Below are 18,577 nucleotides of genomic sequence, written 5' to 3' on the forward strand. Positions count from 1 at the left end.
CCGCTCCTGTTCTTGTCCCCCCCACACTCCGCTCGCCACACCACCCCCTCAAGCCCCGCCCAAAGCCGACACCCCCGTCCCCTGATCCGCTGCCTTTTTCCCCTTCCCCCCGACGCCTGTCCACGGCCCGACGGCGGCAGGTTTCGGACACCCAGCCGGAGTGCGCACACATCTTCGAAAGAAGGCACCGCCCTACCGGCACAAGGCCCGGTATGGTCTGGGGTAACCGTGGACGCGGGGTATCGGAGTCCCCTGCGCGAGGAGCCCCCAACGTGCTGATCACCCATGACACCGAGTGCGCGCTGAGCATCCTCGTGGAGCTGCTCAACACCGCACCCGAGGTGTGCGGTGCCGAACGGCTGCCGGACGTCGCCGCGCTGGACGCCTTCGTGGTCCGCCAGGAGATCAGCGAGATCGACTCGCTGACCGAGGACGACCTGCACCGGGTGCACCAGCTGCGCACGCGGCTGCGCGAGGTGTTCGGGACGGAGTCGACCGCCGAGGCCGCCGAGCTGGTCAACTCGATCGTCGCCGCCGCCGGAACGACGCCCCGGCTGACCAACCACGACGACCACGACTGGCACATCCACTACTTCGCGCCGCACGCCGCCCTCGGCGACCACCTGGCGGCCGAGCTGGGCATGGCGCTGGCCTTCATCCTGATGGCGGGCGAGCGGGAGCGGCTGCGCCGCTGCGAGGCACCGGACTGCGCGCGGGTCTTCGTGGACCTCTCCCGGAACCGCTCGCGGCGCTACTGCGACAGCCGCACCTGCGGCAACCGGCTGCACGTGGCCGCCTACCGGGCGCGGCAGCGGTCGGCGGAGGCCGTCCCCTCCGCCTGACCCGCCCCCGCGGCCTGCCCCGCCGAGCCGCCCGCCCCGCGCGGGACGTTCAGATCCCGCGCCTGCGAAGGATCTCCTCGATGTCGGCGAAGTCGCCGAGGCCGTCGTCCGGCTTGCCCGAGGCCGGCCGCTTCGGGGCCTTGGGCGCCGGCGCCACCGCCGGGCGCTCGGGCGCCGGACCGGCCGCGGCCGGGTGCTCCCGCACGCCCTCCACCGGCGCCGCGCCGCGCCGGCCCAGCCAGCGGGTGGTGACCAGCAGGACCACGGAGAGGCCGAGCAGCCCGATGCCCGTCCACACCCGCGGGTCGAAGACCAGCTTGGTCGCCCAGTCGGCGAACTCCCGACCGATCCTGCTCGCCAGCGGGAACAGGCCGGTCAGGTAGAGCCCGGCGGGCAGCAGGGCCACCGCGAACCAGCGGGTCGCCGACAGGAAGCGCCGCCGGTAGGCCCGCAGCCCCGCGAAGGCCACCCCGCCCGCCGTGAGGATGAAGCTGATCGCCGCGCTCAGCACAGGACCACCCCTTCGTTTCCGGTCGTCCCCGTCATCGCTGCCTTCCTCTCGCTCCGCCCTCGGGCGCACCTCCGGCCGGAGCGGGCACCCAGTAGTGGAACACTGGGGGAATGATCGATGGTTCCCTCCCCCGCCTCGAGTTCTGGTGCGACCTCCAGTGCCCGGACTGCCACACCGCGCTGGACGACGTACGGGCGCTGCGCGCGCAGTACGGCGACGCGCTGCGCGTCGAGGTGCGGCACTTCCCGCTGGAGAAGCACAAGCACGCCTACGCCGCCGCGGAGGCGGCCGAGGAGGCGTTCGCGCAGGGGCTGGGCTGGCCCTTCGTGGAGGCGCTGCTGGCCCGCACCGCGGAGCTGGCCTCGGGCGGGCAGCAGGTGCTGCTGGACGTGGCCCGGGAGGTCGGGGCCGACGTCGAGGAGGTGGACACCGCGCTGATCGACGGCCGGCACATGCTGACCGTCGACGCCGACCAGGCCGAGGGCAAGGCGATCGGCGTCACGGGCACGCCCACGTACGTGATCGGCGGGAAGCGCCTGGACGGCGGCCGGAGCCAGGACGGGCTGCGGGCCGAGATCGTCGCCGTCATCGAGGCGGCGAAGGCTTCCTGACGCCACGCCGGCTCACAGCTGCTTGCCGTAGAAGCGCTCGGTGACCTCGTAGCCCAGCGACTCGTAGAGCCGGACGGCGGTCCCGTTGCGGGTGAAGACGTTGAGGCCGAGGTTGCGCACCCCGGCGGCCAGGCACTCGCGTTCGGCGAGCAGCATCAGGGCGCGCCCGTGGCCCCGGCCCCGGTGGGCCGGGGCCACCTCGATGCCCATCACCCAGGCGAGCGGCTCGCCGTCCGGCAGGTCACGCAGGCGCAGCTGGACCCAGATCGAGCCGTACGGGCCCTCGCCGCCGCCGGCGCCGTACAGCCTGCGCAGGACGACGCCGGGGGTCTCGACGCCCTGCGGGACCGGGTTCGGCGGGTCGTCCCCGCCGGTCCTGGCGCGGGCCTGTTCCTCGGTGAGGCCGGACTCGACGAGCGACCGCCGGTAGCGCTCCGCGGACCGGGCGAGCCAGTCGTCGAGGTCGGCCGGGTCGAACGGGCGGGCGCTCACCCCGGCGGGCAGGGCCGGGGCAGTGACCAGCCGCTTGGACATGCTCAGGGCCCGATCGACGTAGCCCAGGGTGGTGGCGAGGCCGCGGGCCGTCTCGGCGCCCTCGGGGATGCGGACGTCCACCCGGACGCAGCCCCAGCCGCGCAGCACCTCCTCGGCGGCCAGCCCGCCGAAGGTGCCCCGGCCCCGGCCGCGGCCCTCGGTGATCTCCAACTCGGATATTCCGCCCCAGAGTTGGCTGCCCTGCGGCTCGGCCGTGGTGCGCAGCGCGCCGACCGGGTGGCCGTTGGCGAGGATCAGCCAGCGTCTGGTGCGGCCGCCGGCCGCGGTGGGTGTCTCCGGGCCCTCGGGGCGCAGCGTGGTGGTCATGTGGACCTCCCTTCCCCTGGGTCAGGGGGTTATCCATCCCCCCGGGAGCTCACGGGTCGAGGTCGTCGGCGCTGCGCTCGGCGAAGACGGCCATGGCCTTGGCGGTGACGGGGCCGGGGCCGGACAGGTCGCGGTCGTCGACGCGGGTGACGGCCTGGACGTCGCGGGTGGTGGACGTCAGGAAGACCTCCTCGGCGTCCTGGAGGGCGCTGAGCGGGAGGTCGGCCTCCTCGGCGCCGCACCAGTCGATGACGAGCTGCCGGGTGATGCCGGCCAGGCAGCCGGAGGCGAGGGTGGGGGTGAGCAGGCGGCCGCCGAGGACCACGAAGACGTTGGAGCCGGTGCCCTCGCAGAGCCGCCCGGCGGTGTTGGCGAACAGGGCCTCGGAGGCGCCGGCGCGGTGGGCGGCGGCCAGGGCGACGACGTTCTCGGCGTACGAGGTGGTCTTGAGGCCGGCGACGGCGCTGTGCTCGTTGCGGCGCCAGGGGACGACGGCGACGGCGGTCAGGTCGGGGCGGCGGCCGATCGCGTTGAGGGCGACGACCAGGGTGGGGCCGGTGGTGCCGCGCTCGGAGCTGAGCGGGCCGTTGCCGCCGGTGTAGGTGACGCGCAGGCGGCCGAGCGGTGCGGGGTTGGCGGCGAGGACCTGGGCGCAGGCCTCGCGGACCAGGTCGTGGTCGGGGTCGGGCAGGCCGAGGCCGCGGGCGGAGCGGGTCAGCCGGTCGAGGTGGCGGGTGACCGCGAAGGCCCGGCCGTCGACCGTCTTCAGGGTCTCGAAGACGCCGTCGCCGGTGGTGAGGCCGTGGTCGAGGACCGAGACGGTCGCGTCGGTGGAGTCGACGAGTGCGCCGTTGACCCAGCTCGTGGTGCGGTTGTGCATCGGGTGCTGCTCCTAGGCGGTGGGGGCTCAGGCCCCGGTCGGGTCGGGCTCGCTGCCGGATTCGCTGCCCGACGCTATCGCGACCAGGCGGGCGGCCTTCAGCTCGGTCTCGGCCCATTCGCGCTCCGGGTCGGAGCCCCAGGTGATGCCGGCGCCGGTGCCGAAGCGCAGGACCGGTGCGCCCGGGTCCTGCCGGTCGATCCAGAAGGTGCGGATGCCGACGGCGAGTTCGGCCTCGCCACGGTCGGCGTCGACCCAGCCGACCGCGCCGCAGTACGGGCCGCGCGGGGCGGTCTCCAGGGCTTCGATGATCCGCAGGGCGCTGGACTTGGGGGCGCCGGTGACGGAGCCGGGAGGGAAGGTGGCGTCGAGGAGTTCGGGCCAGCCGGCGTCCTCGCGCAGGGTGCCCTCGACGGTGGAGACCAGGTGGACCAGGCCGGGGTGCTTCTCGACGGCGCAGAGGTCGGGGACGGTGACGCTGCCGGTCTCGCAGACCCGGCCGAGGTCGTTGCGGACCAGGTCGACGATCATCACGTTCTCGGCGTGGTCCTTGTCGAGCAGGTCGGCCTCGGTGCGGCCGGTGCCCTTGATCGGGCCGGAGGAGACGGTGCGGCCGGTGCGGCGCAGGTAGAGCTCGGGTGAGGCGGTGGCGATCTCGACGCCGTGTCCGGGCAGTCGGATGGTGCCGGCGTACGGGGCGGGGTTGCCGCGGGCGAGCAGGCCGGTGAGGGCGTCGACGTCGCTGTGGTCCGGGTCGGGCAGCGGTGCGGACAGGACGCGGCAGAGGTTGGCCTGGTAGACCTCGCCGGCGGCTATGTGCTCGCGGATGCGGCGGACCCCGGCGGTGTAGGCGGCGCGGTCGAGGGAGCTGTGCCAGCTGCCGGCGGCCGGTCCGCGCCAGCGGGCACCGGAGGGTGGGGCGGGAGCGGGGCGGACGTCGTCGAAGCGGGCGCAGGTGAGGCGGCCCTCGAAGTCGTGGGCGACGGCCCAGTGGCCGGCGGAGTCGAGGGCGGCCGGGTCCGAGGTGACGTCGCGCAGTCCGGTGGCCAGGCGGCCGGCGAAGCGGGCGAGCGGGGTGCGGGGGTCGGGGTGGCCGGACACGGTTCTCCTGCGCGGTGGTGCTGGGGGCGGTGCCTGAAGTGTAGGTCGGGGGGCGTGGGCCGGGTCGGGCTCGCGCCCCCGCGTACGAGCAGGCGTGCGCGTCGCGCGGGTGTGCGCCGGGTGACCTGCGGGTGATCGTCCGGGAGCGCCGCAGGTGGCGGCGCCCGTCCGACCGGGCGGGCTGACGGCACGGCACTCACCGGCCATCCCCTCGGCATGCTGCGGGAACGGATTTTTAGCTGGCCCGGGAATCCGCTAGAGTTCAACACGTCGCCGGGGAGCGCAGCCGAGGAAAAGCGGTGAAGATCCCGGGAGACAGGCGGACGTGGCTCAGTTGGTAGAGCATCACCTTGCCAAGGTGAGGGTCGCGAGTTCGAATCTCGTCGTCCGCTCGATGGAGAACGGTGTAAGATCCTTCTTCATGCGTTGCCTGGTGGAGTGGCCGAGAGGCGAGGCAACGGCCTGCAAAGCCGTGTACACGGGTTCAAATCCCGTCTCCACCTCCAAGAGGTCCCCCGGTTCTCCGGGGGCCTCCCCGCGCGATTAGCTCAGCGGGAGAGCACTACCTTGACACGGTAGGGGTCACTGGTTCAATCCCAGTATCGCGCACGTCGGATCCTCCGGGATCTGCTGCAGGACCGCCCCATCAGGCGCGATTAGCTCAGCGGGAGAGCACTACCTTGACACGGTAGGGGTCACTGGTTCAATCCCAGTATCGCGCACAGTAACGGGCCCTCCGGGGCCTGCTGCAACACCGCCTCACCAGGCGCGATTAGCTCAGCGGGAGAGCACTACCTTGACACGGTAGGGGTCACTGGTTCAATCCCAGTATCGCGCACGTCGGATCCTCCGGGATCTGCTGCAGGACCGCCCCATCAGGCGCGATTAGCTCAGCGGGAGAGCACTACCTTGACACGGTAGGGGTCACTGGTTCAATCCCAGTATCGCGCACAGTAACGGCCGGGGCCGCGATCCGTGAGGGTCGCGGCCCCGGCCTTTGGTCGTTCCGTCCCGGCGTCTCCGGGGCCCTCGGGCGTCTTCGGACTGCGGGGAAACGGGAAGAGCCGCGTACGGACGCCCTCACCGACGTCCGTACGCGGCACCTCCGCCTGCCGGGGCGCTCTGCGCGCCGCTCTCGCCCGTCCGCGTGTCATCGCGGCCGCGGCCCTCCCCGGCGGCACCGCTCCCCGTCCCCAGGGGATCGGTGCCCGTCCTCGGCCGGCCCGTGGGGGCCGGTGTCCCACCTCCCGCTCAGCGGGTGATCAGATCGGCGACGGCCTGGGCCTGGCTCGCCATCTGCTCCCATCCGCCGAAGAGCAGCACCAGGAGCACGGCGCACGGCAGGGCCATCGCCAGTGCCACGGCCGGGTGGCGCGTGGGCTGCTCGGTTGACCGGGACTGGACGAAGGGCTGCCGGCGGCGGCTGGGGTTTCCCGTGAGCTGCGGTGGCATGTCCTTGCTCCTGATCCGGTCGAGTTGGCGCGGTGGACGGCTTACCTCGGGGGACGAGCTCCCCGTCCACCGCTGAACACAACGCTATTGGCCGGGGGGTTGTCCGGGCGTCATGCCGTCGTACTGTTCCTCGGACGTTCCGGAGGATGACGATGGGACCCGAGGCCTACTACCGCAGGGGGACGGAAGTCTCATCCGGCCCCCGGGGGAACCCTGAGGGGCAACCCCGAGAAGCCCTTCGGCGGGTCTGTGACCTGCGATCCAGTGCAAGATCGGACAATCGCACGGCGGCTTGAGGTGTTGCGTATCAGCACACCGCAGCGGGCAGTCCGTAAGCTGTGCCAGACAGGAACTGACGATGGCCCAACCGACGGGGCCTCACCCACCGGCTGACGGGGAACGAAACATGGCGATGATGCGGCTGAGGCGTGAGGACCCCCGCATCGTCGGGCCGTACCGCCTGCACCGGCGACTGGGCGCCGGCGGGATGGGCGTGGTGTACCTCGGGTCCGACCGCCGGGGGCAGCGCGTCGCCCTCAAGCTGATCCGCGCCGAACTCGCCGAGGACCAGGAGTTCCGCACCCGGTTCGCCCGCGAGATCGCCGCCGCCTCCCGGATCCGGGGCGGCTGCACCGCGCGCGTGGTCGGCTCGGACATCGAGGCCGACCGGCCCTGGCTCGCCACCGCGTACGTGCCGGGGCCCTCGCTCTACAAGCGGGTCGGCGACGAGGGGCCGCTGAACTGGCCCGAGGCGGCCCGGATCGGGGCCGCGCTGGCCGACGGCCTGGTCAAGGTGCACGAGGCGGGAGTGGTCCACCGGGACCTCAAGCCCTCCAACATCCTGCTCTCGCCCCGGGGCCCGCGGATCATCGACTTCGGCATCGCCTGGTCGCGCGGTGCCAGCACCCTCACCCACGTCGGCACCGCGGTCGGCTCCCCCGGCTTCCTCGCGCCCGAGCAGGTGCGCGGGGCCGCCGTCACCCCCGCCACGGACGTCTTCGCCTTCGGGGCCACGCTCGCGTACGCGCTCACCGGGGACACCCCGTTCGGGTCCGGCGCCTCCTCCGAAGTGATGCTCTACCGGGTCGTCCACGAGGAGCCCGACCTCTCGGCGGTGCCGCCGCAGCTGGCGCCGCTGATCCGCGCCTGCCTGGCCAAGGAGCCCGCCGAGCGCCCCGGGGCGGCGGCCCTGCACGAGCGGCTCAGCGAGCTGGCGGCGCGCGGCGCGGCCGCGGGGTCCTCCGGCGGTGCCCGCGCGGCACGGCACGGGCGCGGCGCGGCGGCTCCGGCCCCCGCCCCGGCGCCCGCGCCGGCCCCGGCACCGGGTCGGCCCGAGGGCGGACGGCAGGGCGTCCCGGCCCCCGGGCGCTCGCCCGAGCCGCCCGCCGCGGCACGGGCCCGGGCGGCGGCGGGCCGCCCCGGTGCGCAGGCGGCCGGGGCCGCCGGACGGCGCCCGCAGGGGCCGGGCGCGCCCCTCCCCCGGCCCGAGACGACGCCGGTCACCCGTCCGCTGAGGCAGCGTCCGGACCGTCCTCAGACTCCGCCCCCGAACCGCCCCGGCCCCCACGACCGGGGGCGCCCCCAGGAGCGGGCGCGCCCCCGGGACCGGCAGCACACCCCCGCCCCCGGCGGACGGCCCGGCACCGCGCGGCAGCGGCTGCTGCGGCAGCGGCTGGTGGTCTTCGTCACGGTGACGATCGGGGTGGCGCTGGCCATCGCGGCGGCGCAGGGGTGCGAGAACCGGGGCAACCAGAGCGTGCGCCCACCGGCCGGGGTGGTGACCACCGCCGGTACGGGCGGCGGCGCGGCCACCGGTACGGGCGGCGGCCGGCAGGCGGTGCCGGGGACGTCGGTCGACGTCGCGCCGCAGTCCTCGGCCGCGCCGCTCCCTGCGGCCGCACGCGGCGGTGCGGACGCCGGGCTGACGCCCCCGCAGGTGCCGGTTCCGGCGGTGGACTGGCCGAACCGCAGCTACCCCGACGGGTCCGGCGGTCAGGCCATCGTGCTGCAGAACGGGCACTCGGTCGGCGGCGGGCCGCAGGTCACGCTGAGCGCGGTGCTGCCGGCCCGCTACAAGGGCCTGCCGGCCGCGGTGGTCGTCCTGCGCCGGGCGGAGGGCTCGGCTCCGGTCGACCTCGTCCAGCTCTACACCTTCAACGGGGACTCCCCCGTGGTCACCGCCTCCCGCACCTCAGTGGCGGACCCGCAGGCGGCGGCCGGCTGGCGGCTGGACGGCAGCACGGTCGTCCGCGAGGAGCGCGCGGCCGCCACCGGCGCGGTCACCTCCACCCGCTACGCCGTCCGCGCCGACGGCACCCTCGACGAGTCCTGGCCCGGCGCCGGCACCCAGCCCCCCGCCGCCGCGCCCGCCCCGCCCACGGCCCCGGCGGGCTGAGCACCGCCGGCCAGGGCTGGGCGAAGAGATCCGCTGCGCACGAGAAGTCGGGCCCGCCGACTTCTCGTGCGCAGCGGCGCGCGGGTGGGGGCCAGGGGGCGTCTCTGCGGAGGCCGGCATCAACGGAGCGGAGCGTGACAAGTCGGGCGGGCCGACTTCTCACACCGGGGTGCCGGCATCCGGCAGGCCCGGCCAGCAGCCAAGCCCCGGCACCAAAACCCGCACGGAGAAGCCAGGCCAACCGACCACGCGGGAACGGGCGAGGGGAACCGGCGTCTGAGCGACGTGAGAAGTCGGGCGGGCCGACTCCTCGTGCCGGGCTGTCGGCGACCGACCAGCCGAGACGGCCCCGGCATCGAAACCATGCGGGGAGTCGGGCCGACCGACCACACGCGAACGGGCAACACGACCGGGGCGAGGGAAACCGGCGCCTGAGCAGCGTGAGAAGTCGGGCGGGCCGACTTCTCGTGCCGGGCTGTCGGCGACCGACCAGCCGAAACAGCCCCGGCGCCGAAGCCATGCGCGGAGTCGGGCCGACCGACCACACGGGAACCGGCGCCTGAGCGGGGCGGGAGGGTCAGCGGCGATGGGTGCGGCCGGCCTGGAAGCTAGGGGGCGGGGGTGGTGACGGCGTAGAAGGCCACGGCGGCGGCGGCGCCGACGTTGAGGGAGTCGATACCGTGGGCCATGGGGATGCGGACGGGGTGGTGGGCGGCCGCGATGGCGCGGGGGGTGAGGCCGTCGCCCTCGGCGCCGAGCATGAGGGCGGCCTTGGGGAGGCGGTGCGGGGTGAGGGTGTGGAGGTCGACGGCAGTGTCGGCCGGGGTGAGGGCGAGGAGGGTGAAGCCCGCGTCACGGACGGTGTCCAGGGCGGTGGGCCAGGGATCCAGCCGGGCGTACGGGACGGCGAAGACGGCGCCCATGGAGACCTTGACGGCGCGCCGGTAGAGCGGGTCGGCGCAGTCGGGCGAGAGCAGGACGGCGTCCATGCCGAGGGCGGCGGCGCTGCGGAAGATGGCGCCGAGGTTGGTGTGGTCGACCAGGCCCTCCAGGACGGCGACCCGGCGGGCACCGGCCAGCACCTCGGCGGCGTCCGGGAGGGGCTTGCGCTCCATCGAGGCGAGGGCGCCGCGGTGCACGTGGTAGCCGGTGACGGCTTCGGCGAGCGCGGGCTCGACCACGTGGACGGGAGCGTCGGCCCCGGCGATGACGTCGCCCATCACCTCCAGCCACTTGGGGGTGAGCAGCATCGACCGCATCCGGTAGCCGGCGGCGAGGGCGCGGCGGATGACCTTCTCCCCCTCGGCGATGAAGAGGCCTTCGGCCGGTTCGCGGCGGCGGCGCAGCTCGACGTCGGTGAGGCCGGTGTAGTCGGCGAGGCGCGGATCGGCCGGGTCGGTGATGGTGCGGGGTTCGGACACCCTGCGATCTTGCCAAGCCGGGGCAGGGAAGGCCAAACGGCCGAGCGAGCTGGGTGGTCCACGGCTGGCGGTGGTGCAAACATGACCGTATGGCCCGATTTCCGGGCCGATCCCGGGCTCCGTCGGCCTCTGGCGCCTCTGGCTCCACCGGCTCCTCCGGTGGGCGCCCCCACGGTCGGCCACAGCTGCCACGCGCCAAGCGGCGGTGGTCGGTGTGGCACCGGTCGTTGGCCGGGCAGGTGTTCGCGCTCCAGGTCCTGGTCGTCCTGCTGCTGGTGGTGGCGGCGGCGGTGGCGCTGGTGGTGCAGTCGCGCAACGACTCCGAGCACGAGGCGCACAACCGGTCGGTGGCGGTGGCGCAGGCCTTCGCCAACTCCCCGGGCATCGTCGACGCGCTGCGCTCCCCCGATCCGACGGCCGTCCTCCAGCCGAGGGCGCAGGCCGCGCGGGTCGGCTCGGGCGTCGACTTCATCGTCGTGCTGAACGACCAGGGCGTCCGCTACACCCATCCGAACCCGGCGCGGATCGGCGAGAAGTTCGTCGGCACGTACGCCCCCGCGCTGCGCGGGCAGGTGGTGACGGAGGAGCTGACGGGAACGCTCGGTCCGCTGGTGCAGGCGGTGGTCCCGGTGTACGCGCCGGACGGCTCGGTGGCCGGGCTGGTCTCGGCGGGCGTCACGCTGCGGAACGTGAGCAGCGCGAGCGAGCGCCAGCTGCCGGTGGTGCTGGGCACGGCGGCGGCCGCGGTCGGGCTGGCCACGCTGGGGACGGCGCTGATCAGCCGGCGGCTGCGGCGCCAGACGCACGGGCTGGGCCCGGTCGAGATGACCAGGATGTACGAACACCACGCGGCGGTGCTGCACGCGGTGCGCGAGGGCGTGATGATCGTCGGCGGGGACGAGCGGCTGCTGCTGTGCAACGACGAGGCGCGCCGGCTGCTGGACCTGCCGCCGGACGCAGAGGGCCGGCCGGTGGCCGAGCTGGGCCTGGAGCGGGCGCCGCTGGAGCTGCTGACCGCGGGCCGCCCGGTGACCGACGAGGTGGTGCTGTCCGGGGAGCGGCTGCTGGCGGTGAACGTGCGGCTGATCGACCAGGGGCTCGGCCCGCCCGGCTGCGTCGCCACGCTGCGCGACTCCACCGAGCTGGCGGCGCTGTCCGGCCGGGCCGAGCGGGCGCAGCGGCGGCTGCGGCTGCTGTACGACGCCGGGGTGACGGTGGGCACCACTCTGGACGTGACGCGGACGGCGGAGGAGCTGACGCAGGTCGCGGTGCCGCGGTTCGCGGACTTCGTCACGGTGGACCTGGCGGACCAGGTGCTGACCGGCGAGGAGCCCCCGCCGGGCCCGTCGATGGGGCGGATGCGCCGCGTCGCCGTGACGGGCGTCCGGGAGGACGCGCCGTTCCACCCGGTGGGCACGGTGCTGGACGTGGTGCCCGCGACGCCGCTGGCCGGGGCGCTGCGCGGCGGCGAGCCGGACATCGAGCCTCGGCTGGCGGAGGCCACCGAATGGCGCCGGCAGGACCCGGAGCGGTCGGCGCTGGTGCTGGCGTACGGGGTGCACTCGCTGGTGCGGGTGCCGCTGCGGGCACGCGGGGTGCTGCTGGGGGTGGCCCGGTTCTGGCGGGCGCAGCGGGCGGAGCCGTTCGAGGCGGAGGACCTGGCGCTGGCCGAGGAGCTGGTGGCGCACGCGGCGGTGTGCATCGACAACGCCCGCCGCTACACCCGGGAGCACACCATGGCGGTGACGCTCCAGCACAGCCTGCTGCCGCGCAGCCTGCCGGACCAGAGCGCGCTGGAGGTGGCGCACCGCTACCTGCCGGCCCAAGCGGGGGTGGGCGGGGACTGGTTCGACGTGATCCCGCTGCCGGGCGCGCGGGTGGCGCTGGTGGTCGGGGACGTGGTGGGGCAGGGGCTGCACGCGGCGGCGACGATGGGCCGGCTGCGCACGGCGATCCACAACTTCTCGACCCTGGACCTGCCGCCGGACGAGTTGCTGGGGCACCTGGACGAGCTGGTGAACCGGATCGACCAGGAGGAGGCGGCGGGCGGCGAGCGCACGGGGCCGGCCGGGGCTACCTGCCTGTACGCGATCTACGACCCGGTGTCGCGGCGCTGCACCATGGCCACCGCCGGGCACCCGCCGCCGGCCGTGGTGGACCCGGAGGGCCGGGTGGTGTTCCCGGAGGTGCCGACCGGGCCGCCGCTGGGGCTGGCGGTGCTGCCGTTCGAGACCGTCGAGCTGGAACTGGCCGAGGACAGTCGGCTGGTGCTGTACACGGACGGGCTGGTGACGGACCGCGAGCGGGACATCGACGAGGGGCTGGAGCTGCTGCGGGCGGCGCTGGCCAGGCCGTCGCGCACGCCCGAGCAGACCTGTGCGGACGTGCTCGGGGCGCTGCTGCCGGCGCACCCGAAGGACGACATCGCCCTGCTGGTGGCGCGGACGAAGGTGCTGGCGCCGGACCGGGTGGCGCAGTGGGAGGTGCCCTCCGACCCGGCGGCGGTGGGCGAGGTCCGGGCCGCCGTGGCGGAGCGGCTGACGGCCTGGGGGCTGGAGGAGACCGCGTTCGTCACCGAGCTGATCCTGAGCGAGCTGGTGACCAACGCGATCCGGTACGGCTCCGCGCCGATCCGGGTGCGGCTGCTGCGGGACAGGTCGCTGATCTGCGAGGTGTCGGACGGCAGCAGCACCTCGCCGCACCTGCGGTACGCGGCGACCGAGGACGAGGGCGGGCGCGGGCTGTTCCTGGTCGCGCAGTTCGCGGACCGCTGGGGGACGCGGTACACGGCGACCGGCAAGGTCATCTGGACGGAGCAGCCGCTGGAGTAGGAAGTCGGACGGGCCGACTTCCCACTCCGTACGGCCGCCCACTCCGTACGGCCGCGCGGTCAGTGCCGGAACGCGGCGGCCAGCACGTTGACCACGTCCCCGACGACGATGACCGCCGGGGGCTTGACGCCCTCGGCCTCGACCACCGCGGCGACGGTGCCGAGGGTGGCGTCCACCCGGCGCTGGGCGGCGGTGGTGCCCTCCTGGACGATCGCCACCGGGGTGTCCTCGGGCCGGCCGTGCTCGACCAGCCGGGCGGCTATCGCGCCGATCTTGTCCACGGCCATCAGCAGCACCAGGGTGCCGCTCATCTTCGCGGCGGCCTCCCAGTTGGTGAGCGAGCGCTCGTCGTCCGGGCCGACGTGTCCGGAGATCACGGTGAACTCGTGCGTCATGCCGCGGTGGGTGACCGGGACGCCGGCCGCGGCGGGCACGCTGATCGAGCTGGAGATGCCGGGCACGACGGTGACCGGGAGGCCGGCCTCGGCGCAGGCGAGCAGTTCCTCGCCGCCGCGTCCGAAGACGTACGGGTCGCCGCCCTTGAGCCGGACCACGAACTTGCCGGCCTTGGCGTGCTCGATCAGGGTGCGGTTGATCGCCTCCTGGGCCATGAACCGGCCGTACGGGATCTTGGAGGCGTCGATCACCTCGACGTGCTCGGGCAGTTCGGCGAGCAGTTCGCGCGGGGCGAGGCGGTCGGTGACCACGACGTCGGCGTCGGCGAGCAGGCGGCGGCCGCGCACGGTGATCAGGTCCGGGTCGCCGGGGCCGCCGCCGACCAGGGCGACGCCGGCGCCGTGCGAGCGGTACTGGCGGGCGGCGAGCGAGCCGTCCCGCAGGCCGTCCACGATGGCGTCGCGCAGGGCGGCGGAGTGGCGCGGGTCGCCGGTGAGGACGGCGACGGTGGCGCCCGCGTCGCGGCCGGAGGCCGGGGTCCAGGCGGTGGCCGCGGCGGCGTCGTCGCTGCGGGAGCAGAACACCCGCTCGCGCTCGGCCTCGGCGCTGACGGCCTCGTTGACGGCCGGGTCGTCGGTGGCGACCAGGGCGTACCAGGTGCCGGCCAGGTCGCCGTCCCGGTACGGGCGGGCGTGCCAGGTGAGCTCGCCGGCGTCGGCCATGGCCTGCACGGCCGGGGTGGTGGCCGGCGAGATCAGGTGCAGGTCGGCGCCGGAGGCGATCAGGGCGGGCAGCCGTCGCTGGGCGACCTGGCCGCCGCCGACCACGACGACACGGCGGCCGGCCAGCAGCAGGCCGACCGGGTACGGGGTGCGGCCCTCGGTGCTGGGGTGCGGGGTGGGCGCGGTCATCGGCGGTGCTCCTGATCGGGGGTGAGGGCGGGGGAACGGTACGGCACGACACCGCTCCGCGGTCCGGCGCGCCCTCGGGCCGGACCGCGGAGCGGTGACGGGATGCGTCAGGCCTTCTCGGTGACTCCGGCGGAGTCGAAGGTGGCTACATCGTGCATCGCCCGGGCCGCGCTCTGCACCAGCGGCAGGGCCAGCAGGGCACCGGTGCCCTCGCCGAGCCGCAGGTCCAGGTCGATCAGCGGCCGCAGACCGAGCTTCGCCAGCGCGGCCTGGTGGCCGGGCTCGGCGGAGCGGTGGCCCGCGATGCAGGCGGCCAGCACCTCGGGGGCGATGGCCTTGGCGGCCAGCGCGGCCGAGCCGGCGATGACGCCGTCGAGGATCACCGGGGTGCGCAGCGAGGCGGCGCCCAGCAGGAAGCCGGCCAGGGCGGCGTGCTCCAGGCCGCCGACGGCGGCGAGGACGCCGACCGGGTCGCTCGGGTCGGGCTGGTGCAGGGCCAGCGCGGCGCGGACGACCTCGATCTTGCGGGCGTGGGTCTCGTCGTCGATGCCGGTGCCCCGGCCGGTGACCTCGGCCGGGTCGAGGCCGGTGAACACCGAGATCAGGGCGGCCGAGGCGGTGGTGTTGGCGATGCCCATGTCGCCGGTGACCAGCGCCTTGTTGCCCGCGGCGACCAGGTCGCGGGCGGTCTCGATGCCGACCTCGATGGCCTTGAGGGCCTCCTCGCGGCTCATCGCCGGGCCCTGGGTCATGTCGGCGGTGCCGGGACGGACCTTGCGCGGCAGCAGGCCGGTGGCACGGCCCTGCTGGACGGCGTCCGGCAGCTCGGCGGCGACGCCGACGTCGACCACGCAGACCTCGGTGCCGATCTGCTTGGCGAAGGAGTTGATCACCGCTCCCCCGGCCAGGAAGTTCCCGACCATCTGGGCGGTGACCTCCTGCGGCCAGGGGCTGACGCCCTGGGCGTGCACGCCGTGGTCCCCGGCGAAGACGGCCACGCAGGCGGGCTCCGGGATCGGCGGCGGGCACTTGCGGGACAGGCCGCACAGCTGGGCGGAGATGATCTCCAGCATGCCGAGCGAGCCGGCCGGCTTGGTCATCCGCTTCTGCCGGTCCCAGGCCTCGCCGAGCGCCTTGGCGTCCAGCGGCCGGATGCCGCGCAGGGTGTCGGCGAGCAGGCTCTGCGGCTCCTCGCCGGGCAGCGCGCGGTTGCCGTACTGCTCCTCGTGGACGACCCAGGACAGCGGGCGCTTCTTCGCCCAGCCCTGCTGCTCCAGCTCGGGCTCGTCCGGGAACTCGTCGACGAAGCCGACGCACAGGTAGGCGACGACCTCCAGGTGCTCGGGCAGGCCGAGCTCGCGGACCAGTTCCTCGTCGTCGAAGAAGCTCACCCAGCCGACGCCCAGGCCCTCGGCGCGGGCGGCCAGCCAGAGGTTCTCGACGGCCAGGGCGGCCGAGTACGGGGCCATCTGCGGCTGGGTGTGGCGGCCCAGGGTGTGCCGGCCGCCGCGGGTGCGGTCGGCGGTCACCACGATGTTGACCGGGGTTTCGAGGATGGCCTCGATCTTGATTTCCTTGAACTGCTTGGCCCTGCCCTTGGGCAGCGAGTCCGCGTACGCCTCGCGCTGGCGCTCGGCCAGGGCGTGCATCCGCTTGCGGGTCTTGGCCGAGCGGATCACCACGAAGTCCCAGGGCTGGGAGTAGCCGACGCTGGGCGCGGTGTGGGCGGCTTCCAGGACGCGGATCAGCACCTCGTGCGGGATCGGGTCCGGACGGAAGCCGTTGCGGATGTCGCGGCGCTCGCGGATCACCTGGTGGACGGCGTCGCGGCCGGCCTCGTCGTAGCCGGGGGCGGCCGGGCCGCGCGGCTCGGCGGGCTCCTCGGGCTGCTGCTCCGACTGCTCCGGCTGCTCGGCCTGCGGTTCCTGCGCCTCGGGAGCCTCCGCGGCGGCGGGCTGTTCGTCGGTGGCCTGCTCCTCGGTGGGCTGCGCGCCGACGGTGGCCTGCGCGTCGGCGCCCTCGGTGGGTGCCGCCTCCTCGGCAGCCGGCTGGGCGGCCTCGGCCGGCGCCTCGGCGGCGGGCTCCTGGACGGGCTCGACGGCGCCGGGCTCCGCGACGGGGGGCTCCGCGACGGGGGCGGACTCCGCTTCGGCGGCGACGGGCGCGGCCGGGGCCTGCTCGGCGGGGGCCTCGGCCTCCGGGGTGGCGGCGGGCTGCGCTTCGGCGGCCTGCTCCTCGGTGGGCTGCGCTTCGGCGGCGGGCTGCGCGCCGGCGCCCTCGGCGGGTGAGGGCTCCTCCGCGACGGGCTCGGCGGCGACGGGCTCCGCGACGGCCCCGACGGCTGCCTCGGCCACCGGCTCGACCGGCTCGGCCACGGCAGCGGCGGCCTCGGGCGCCCCTGCGGTCTGCTCCGCGAGCGGCTCGGCCTGCTCGGCCTGCTCGGTCTGCTCGACCGGCTCGGCGGGCGCCTCGGCCGGGACCTCGGCCTGCGGCTGCTCGCCCTCGGCCGCGGCCTCGGCGACCGCCTGGCCCGACGGCATCTCGCCGGTGACCACCGCGGTCTCGGCCACCGGCTCGGTGACCGGCTCCGCGACCTGCTCGGCTGCGGCCTCCGGCGCGGTCTCGGCCAGGGGGACCTGCTCGGCGGCCGGAGCGGCCGGAGCCGGCTCGGCACCCACCACGGCCTCGACGACCTGGCCGGGCTCGACGACCTGCGGCTCCTCGACGGCCGCTATCGGCGCGACCTGCTGCTGGGCCGTCTCCGCGACGGCCGGGGCCTGCTCCGCCGCCGCGACCTTGGGCAGGCCGTGGGAGGTGGGAGCGGCGAGGAACGCGGAGATCCGGCGGGGCTGACCGGCCGGGGCCGCGGCCTCGGGCTGCTCGGCCGGAACAGCGGCGACACCCTCGGCAGCGACGCCCTCGCCCGCGACGGGCTCGACGGCGACACCCTCGGCGACGGGCGCGGCAGCCGCCTCGGCCACCGGCTGGGCGGCGCCCTCGACCGGGGCCGGCTGGGCCACGGCAGCCTCCGTGGCGGCCTCAGGAGCCGTCACGGCATGGGCGGCCTGGGCGACCTGGGCCGTCTCCGGCGTCTCGACCACCTCGATGACCTCGATCGCCCCGACCGTCTCGACGGCCGGCAGGGCCTCGACCGGCGGCGAGGCCTGCGCCACCTGCTGGACCTGCTGGGTCTGGTAGCTCTGGTGGGCCTGCTCGACCTGGTGGACCTGCTGAACCTGCTCGGCCTGCGGGACCTGCTCCGCCTGCGGGAAGTCCTGAGCCTGCGGGAAGTCCTGAGCCTGCGGCACCTGCTGCCCGTCCGCCACCGGAGCCCCGGGAACCCCCGGAGCGACCGGGACGGCGGCCTGCGGCACGGCGGGCTGCGCCGGGGCCACGCCCTCGGCCACCGGCGGACGGCCGACCACCGGGATGCCGTGCGCGGGCGTGCCGCCCTGCGAGGGGCCGCGGTCGGCGAGCGAGCGGACCGGCACCTGGCCGGTCATCAGCGACGGGTCCGGGATCGGCGGGCCGGCGTGCAGCGGGCGGCGCGGCTGCTGAGCCTGCGTCACCGGCTGCTGGACCTGCGCCTGCGCCGGGACGGGCTGCGGCTGGACGGCGTGCTCGGTGCCGAACACCGGCGGGTCCACCGGCGGCCAGGACGGCTCGACCGGGGTGCCGTCCGGCTGCGGGGCGGGCGCCACCGGCTCGCCCCAGGAGCCCTGCGGGCCGGGCATCAGCAGCACGTCGTCATCGTCGTCCAGGCCGTCCGGCGTGTCGGGCTGGTCGAGGAAGTGGAAGGCCGGGCGCGGTGCGCCCTGGTCGACGGCCCAGCCCTCGCCGGGAACGCCGTAGCCGTGCTGGCCCTGCGGCGGGATGACGCCGGCGCCCGGGGGCACCGCGCCGGGGACGCCCCCGATCGGGGCCGCCGGGTTCGGGATCACGCCGCCGTCCGTCGCGACGCCCTGGAGGGGTGCAACGCCCGCGACGCCCTCCGGTCCGCCGAGCACGTCCGGCCCGGCGTTCAGGTGCTCCGGCAGTCCCTCGCCCGGGACGTGGCCGCCATCGGTCATTGTCAAAGCTCCTTCCAGGCCGCTGCCGCGCCCTCGGCGGCGCGATCACCGATCGCAACGCCCATCCGCGCGGGCCGAACCTGCACCGACCCGCCCCTAACCACGTGCGGCCGCCGCGCCGTGGCGCTGCGGCCCAAGTCCATCCGGTGCGCTGCGGCACCCCTGCCCGGCGCACCGCCCACCCGGGGCGGCACATCGTCTGAAACAACGACAACCCGGGGCAACCGGCACGACCGCACCGGACCCTACGGCATTCTCCAGGTCCGGCACGAGGCCCGTCGAATCGCCCACACTC

11 protein-coding genes, 6 tRNA genes and 1 pseudogene are annotated in these 18,577 nt (G+C 75.3%); 10 read left to right on the forward strand and 8 right to left on the reverse strand.

From position 1 onward, the window contains the following. Positions 1-272 precede the first annotated feature (272 nt). Positions 273-842: a CGNR zinc finger domain-containing protein gene (locus ACZ55U_RS28480; RefSeq protein ID WP_465530439.1), complete on the forward strand. Its 570-nt coding sequence runs from the start codon at positions 273-275 to the stop codon at positions 840-842. Between the two features lie 49 nt (positions 843-891). Here ACZ55U_RS28480 and ACZ55U_RS28485 read toward each other — a convergent pair whose 3' ends face one another. Next, positions 892-1,353 (reverse strand): hypothetical protein, encoded by a 462-nt coding sequence (locus ACZ55U_RS28485; RefSeq protein ID WP_465530441.1) that lies wholly within the window; start codon positions 1,351-1,353, stop codon positions 892-894. A gap of 110 nt (positions 1,354-1,463) precedes the next feature. Here ACZ55U_RS28485 and ACZ55U_RS28490 point away from each other — a divergent pair, with 110 nt between their 5' ends. Then, positions 1,464-1,964 (forward strand): DsbA family protein, encoded by a 501-nt coding sequence (locus ACZ55U_RS28490; RefSeq protein WP_465530443.1) that lies wholly within the window; start codon positions 1,464-1,466, stop codon positions 1,962-1,964. Positions 1,965-1,976: 12 nt separating this feature from the next. Here the strand turns inward: ACZ55U_RS28490 and ACZ55U_RS28495 are convergent, their stop codons facing one another. From ACZ55U_RS28495 to ACZ55U_RS28505, 3 genes are read right to left on the reverse strand one after another with little or no spacing between them, the layout of a single operon-like run. Further along, positions 1,977-2,825: a GNAT family N-acetyltransferase gene (locus ACZ55U_RS28495; protein ID WP_465530445.1), complete on the reverse strand. Its 849-nt coding sequence runs from the start codon at positions 2,823-2,825 to the stop codon at positions 1,977-1,979. 49 nt (positions 2,826-2,874) lie between these two features. After that, positions 2,875-3,705, reverse strand: a complete 831-nt coding sequence (locus ACZ55U_RS28500; protein ID WP_465530447.1) for an aminotransferase class IV — start codon at positions 3,703-3,705, stop codon at positions 2,875-2,877. A 27-nt stretch (positions 3,706-3,732) separates the two neighbouring features. Then, positions 3,733-4,806: a chorismate-binding protein gene (locus ACZ55U_RS28505; protein ID WP_465530449.1), complete on the reverse strand. Its 1,074-nt coding sequence runs from the start codon at positions 4,804-4,806 to the stop codon at positions 3,733-3,735. Between the two features lie 319 nt (positions 4,807-5,125). Between ACZ55U_RS28505 and ACZ55U_RS28510 the strand changes: the two genes are divergently transcribed. The 6 genes from ACZ55U_RS28510 to ACZ55U_RS28535 all read left to right on the forward strand — a co-directional run bounded on the left by ACZ55U_RS28510 (position 5,126) and on the right by ACZ55U_RS28535 (position 5,757). Further along, positions 5,126-5,198, forward strand: a tRNA-Gly gene (locus ACZ55U_RS28510). A 40-nt stretch (positions 5,199-5,238) separates the two neighbouring features. After that, positions 5,239-5,312, forward strand: a tRNA-Cys gene (locus ACZ55U_RS28515). A gap of 31 nt (positions 5,313-5,343) precedes the next feature. Next, positions 5,344-5,415 (forward strand) — tRNA-Val (locus ACZ55U_RS28520). Positions 5,416-5,456: 41 nt separating this feature from the next. Continuing rightward, positions 5,457-5,528, forward strand: a tRNA-Val gene (locus ACZ55U_RS28525). A gap of 44 nt (positions 5,529-5,572) precedes the next feature. Further along, positions 5,573-5,644 (forward strand) — tRNA-Val (locus ACZ55U_RS28530). 41 nt (positions 5,645-5,685) lie between these two features. Beyond that, positions 5,686-5,757, forward strand: a tRNA-Val gene (locus ACZ55U_RS28535). A gap of 300 nt (positions 5,758-6,057) precedes the next feature. Here ACZ55U_RS28535 and ACZ55U_RS28540 read toward each other — a convergent pair. Then, the gene (locus ACZ55U_RS28540) at positions 6,058-6,258 is read right to left on the reverse strand and encodes a hypothetical protein (protein ID WP_465530451.1); all 201 of its coding nucleotides are present in this window, start codon (positions 6,256-6,258) and stop codon (positions 6,058-6,060) included. A gap of 406 nt (positions 6,259-6,664) precedes the next feature. Between ACZ55U_RS28540 and ACZ55U_RS28545 the strand changes: the two are divergent. Beyond that, positions 6,665-7,996 (forward strand): annotated as a pseudogene (locus tag ACZ55U_RS28545) (serine/threonine-protein kinase); the annotation flags it as partial. Between the two features lie 1,265 nt (positions 7,997-9,261). On the opposite strand, the gene ACZ55U_RS28550 reads toward ACZ55U_RS28545, so the two are convergent. After that, entirely contained in the window at positions 9,262-10,074 is an 813-nt protein-coding gene (locus ACZ55U_RS28550) for a TrmH family RNA methyltransferase (protein ID WP_465530453.1), read from the reverse strand. Positions 10,075-10,163: 89 nt separating this feature from the next. Between ACZ55U_RS28550 and ACZ55U_RS28555 the strand changes: the two genes are divergently transcribed. After that, a complete protein-coding gene (locus ACZ55U_RS28555) occupies positions 10,164-12,905 on the forward strand; it encodes a SpoIIE family protein phosphatase (RefSeq protein ID WP_465530455.1) in 2,742 nt (913 codons plus the stop codon). 59 nt (positions 12,906-12,964) lie between these two features. Here ACZ55U_RS28555 and cobA read toward each other — a convergent pair whose 3' ends face one another. Next, on the reverse strand, positions 12,965-14,212 hold the full coding sequence (gene cobA, locus ACZ55U_RS28560) for a uroporphyrinogen-III C-methyltransferase (RefSeq protein ID WP_465530457.1): 1,248 nt from the start codon (positions 14,210-14,212) through the stop codon (positions 12,965-12,967). A gap of 107 nt (positions 14,213-14,319) precedes the next feature. Then, the gene (gene cobT, locus ACZ55U_RS28565) at positions 14,320-18,282 is read right to left on the reverse strand and encodes a nicotinate-nucleotide--dimethylbenzimidazole phosphoribosyltransferase (protein WP_465530459.1); all 3,963 of its coding nucleotides are present in this window, start codon (positions 18,280-18,282) and stop codon (positions 14,320-14,322) included. Positions 18,283-18,577 lie beyond the last annotated feature (295 nt).

The sequence above is a fragment of the Kitasatospora sp. NPDC034533 genome, from assembly GCF_055575155.1.

Bases quoted from the DNA above. Each gene is read 5' to 3' on its own strand.
- ACZ55U_RS28490 (WP_465530443.1), top strand. From the start codon at position 1,464: ATGATCGATGGTTCCCTCCCCCGCCTCGAGTTCTGGTGCGACCTCCAG.
- ACZ55U_RS28495 (WP_465530445.1), bottom strand. From the start codon at position 2,825: ATGACCACCACGCTGCGCCCCGAGGGCCCGGAGACACCCACCGCGGCC.
- ACZ55U_RS28500 (WP_465530447.1), bottom strand. From the start codon at position 3,705: ATGCACAACCGCACCACGAGCTGGGTCAACGGCGCACTCGTCGACTCC.
- ACZ55U_RS28540 (WP_465530451.1), bottom strand. From the start codon at position 6,258: ATGCCACCGCAGCTCACGGGAAACCCCAGCCGCCGCCGGCAGCCCTTC.
- ACZ55U_RS28555 (WP_465530455.1), top strand. From the start codon at position 10,164: ATGGCCCGATTTCCGGGCCGATCCCGGGCTCCGTCGGCCTCTGGCGCC.
- cobA (WP_465530457.1), bottom strand. From the start codon at position 14,212: ATGACCGCGCCCACCCCGCACCCCAGCACCGAGGGCCGCACCCCGTAC.
- cobT (WP_465530459.1), bottom strand. From the start codon at position 18,282: ATGACCGATGGCGGCCACGTCCCGGGCGAGGGACTGCCGGAGCACCTG.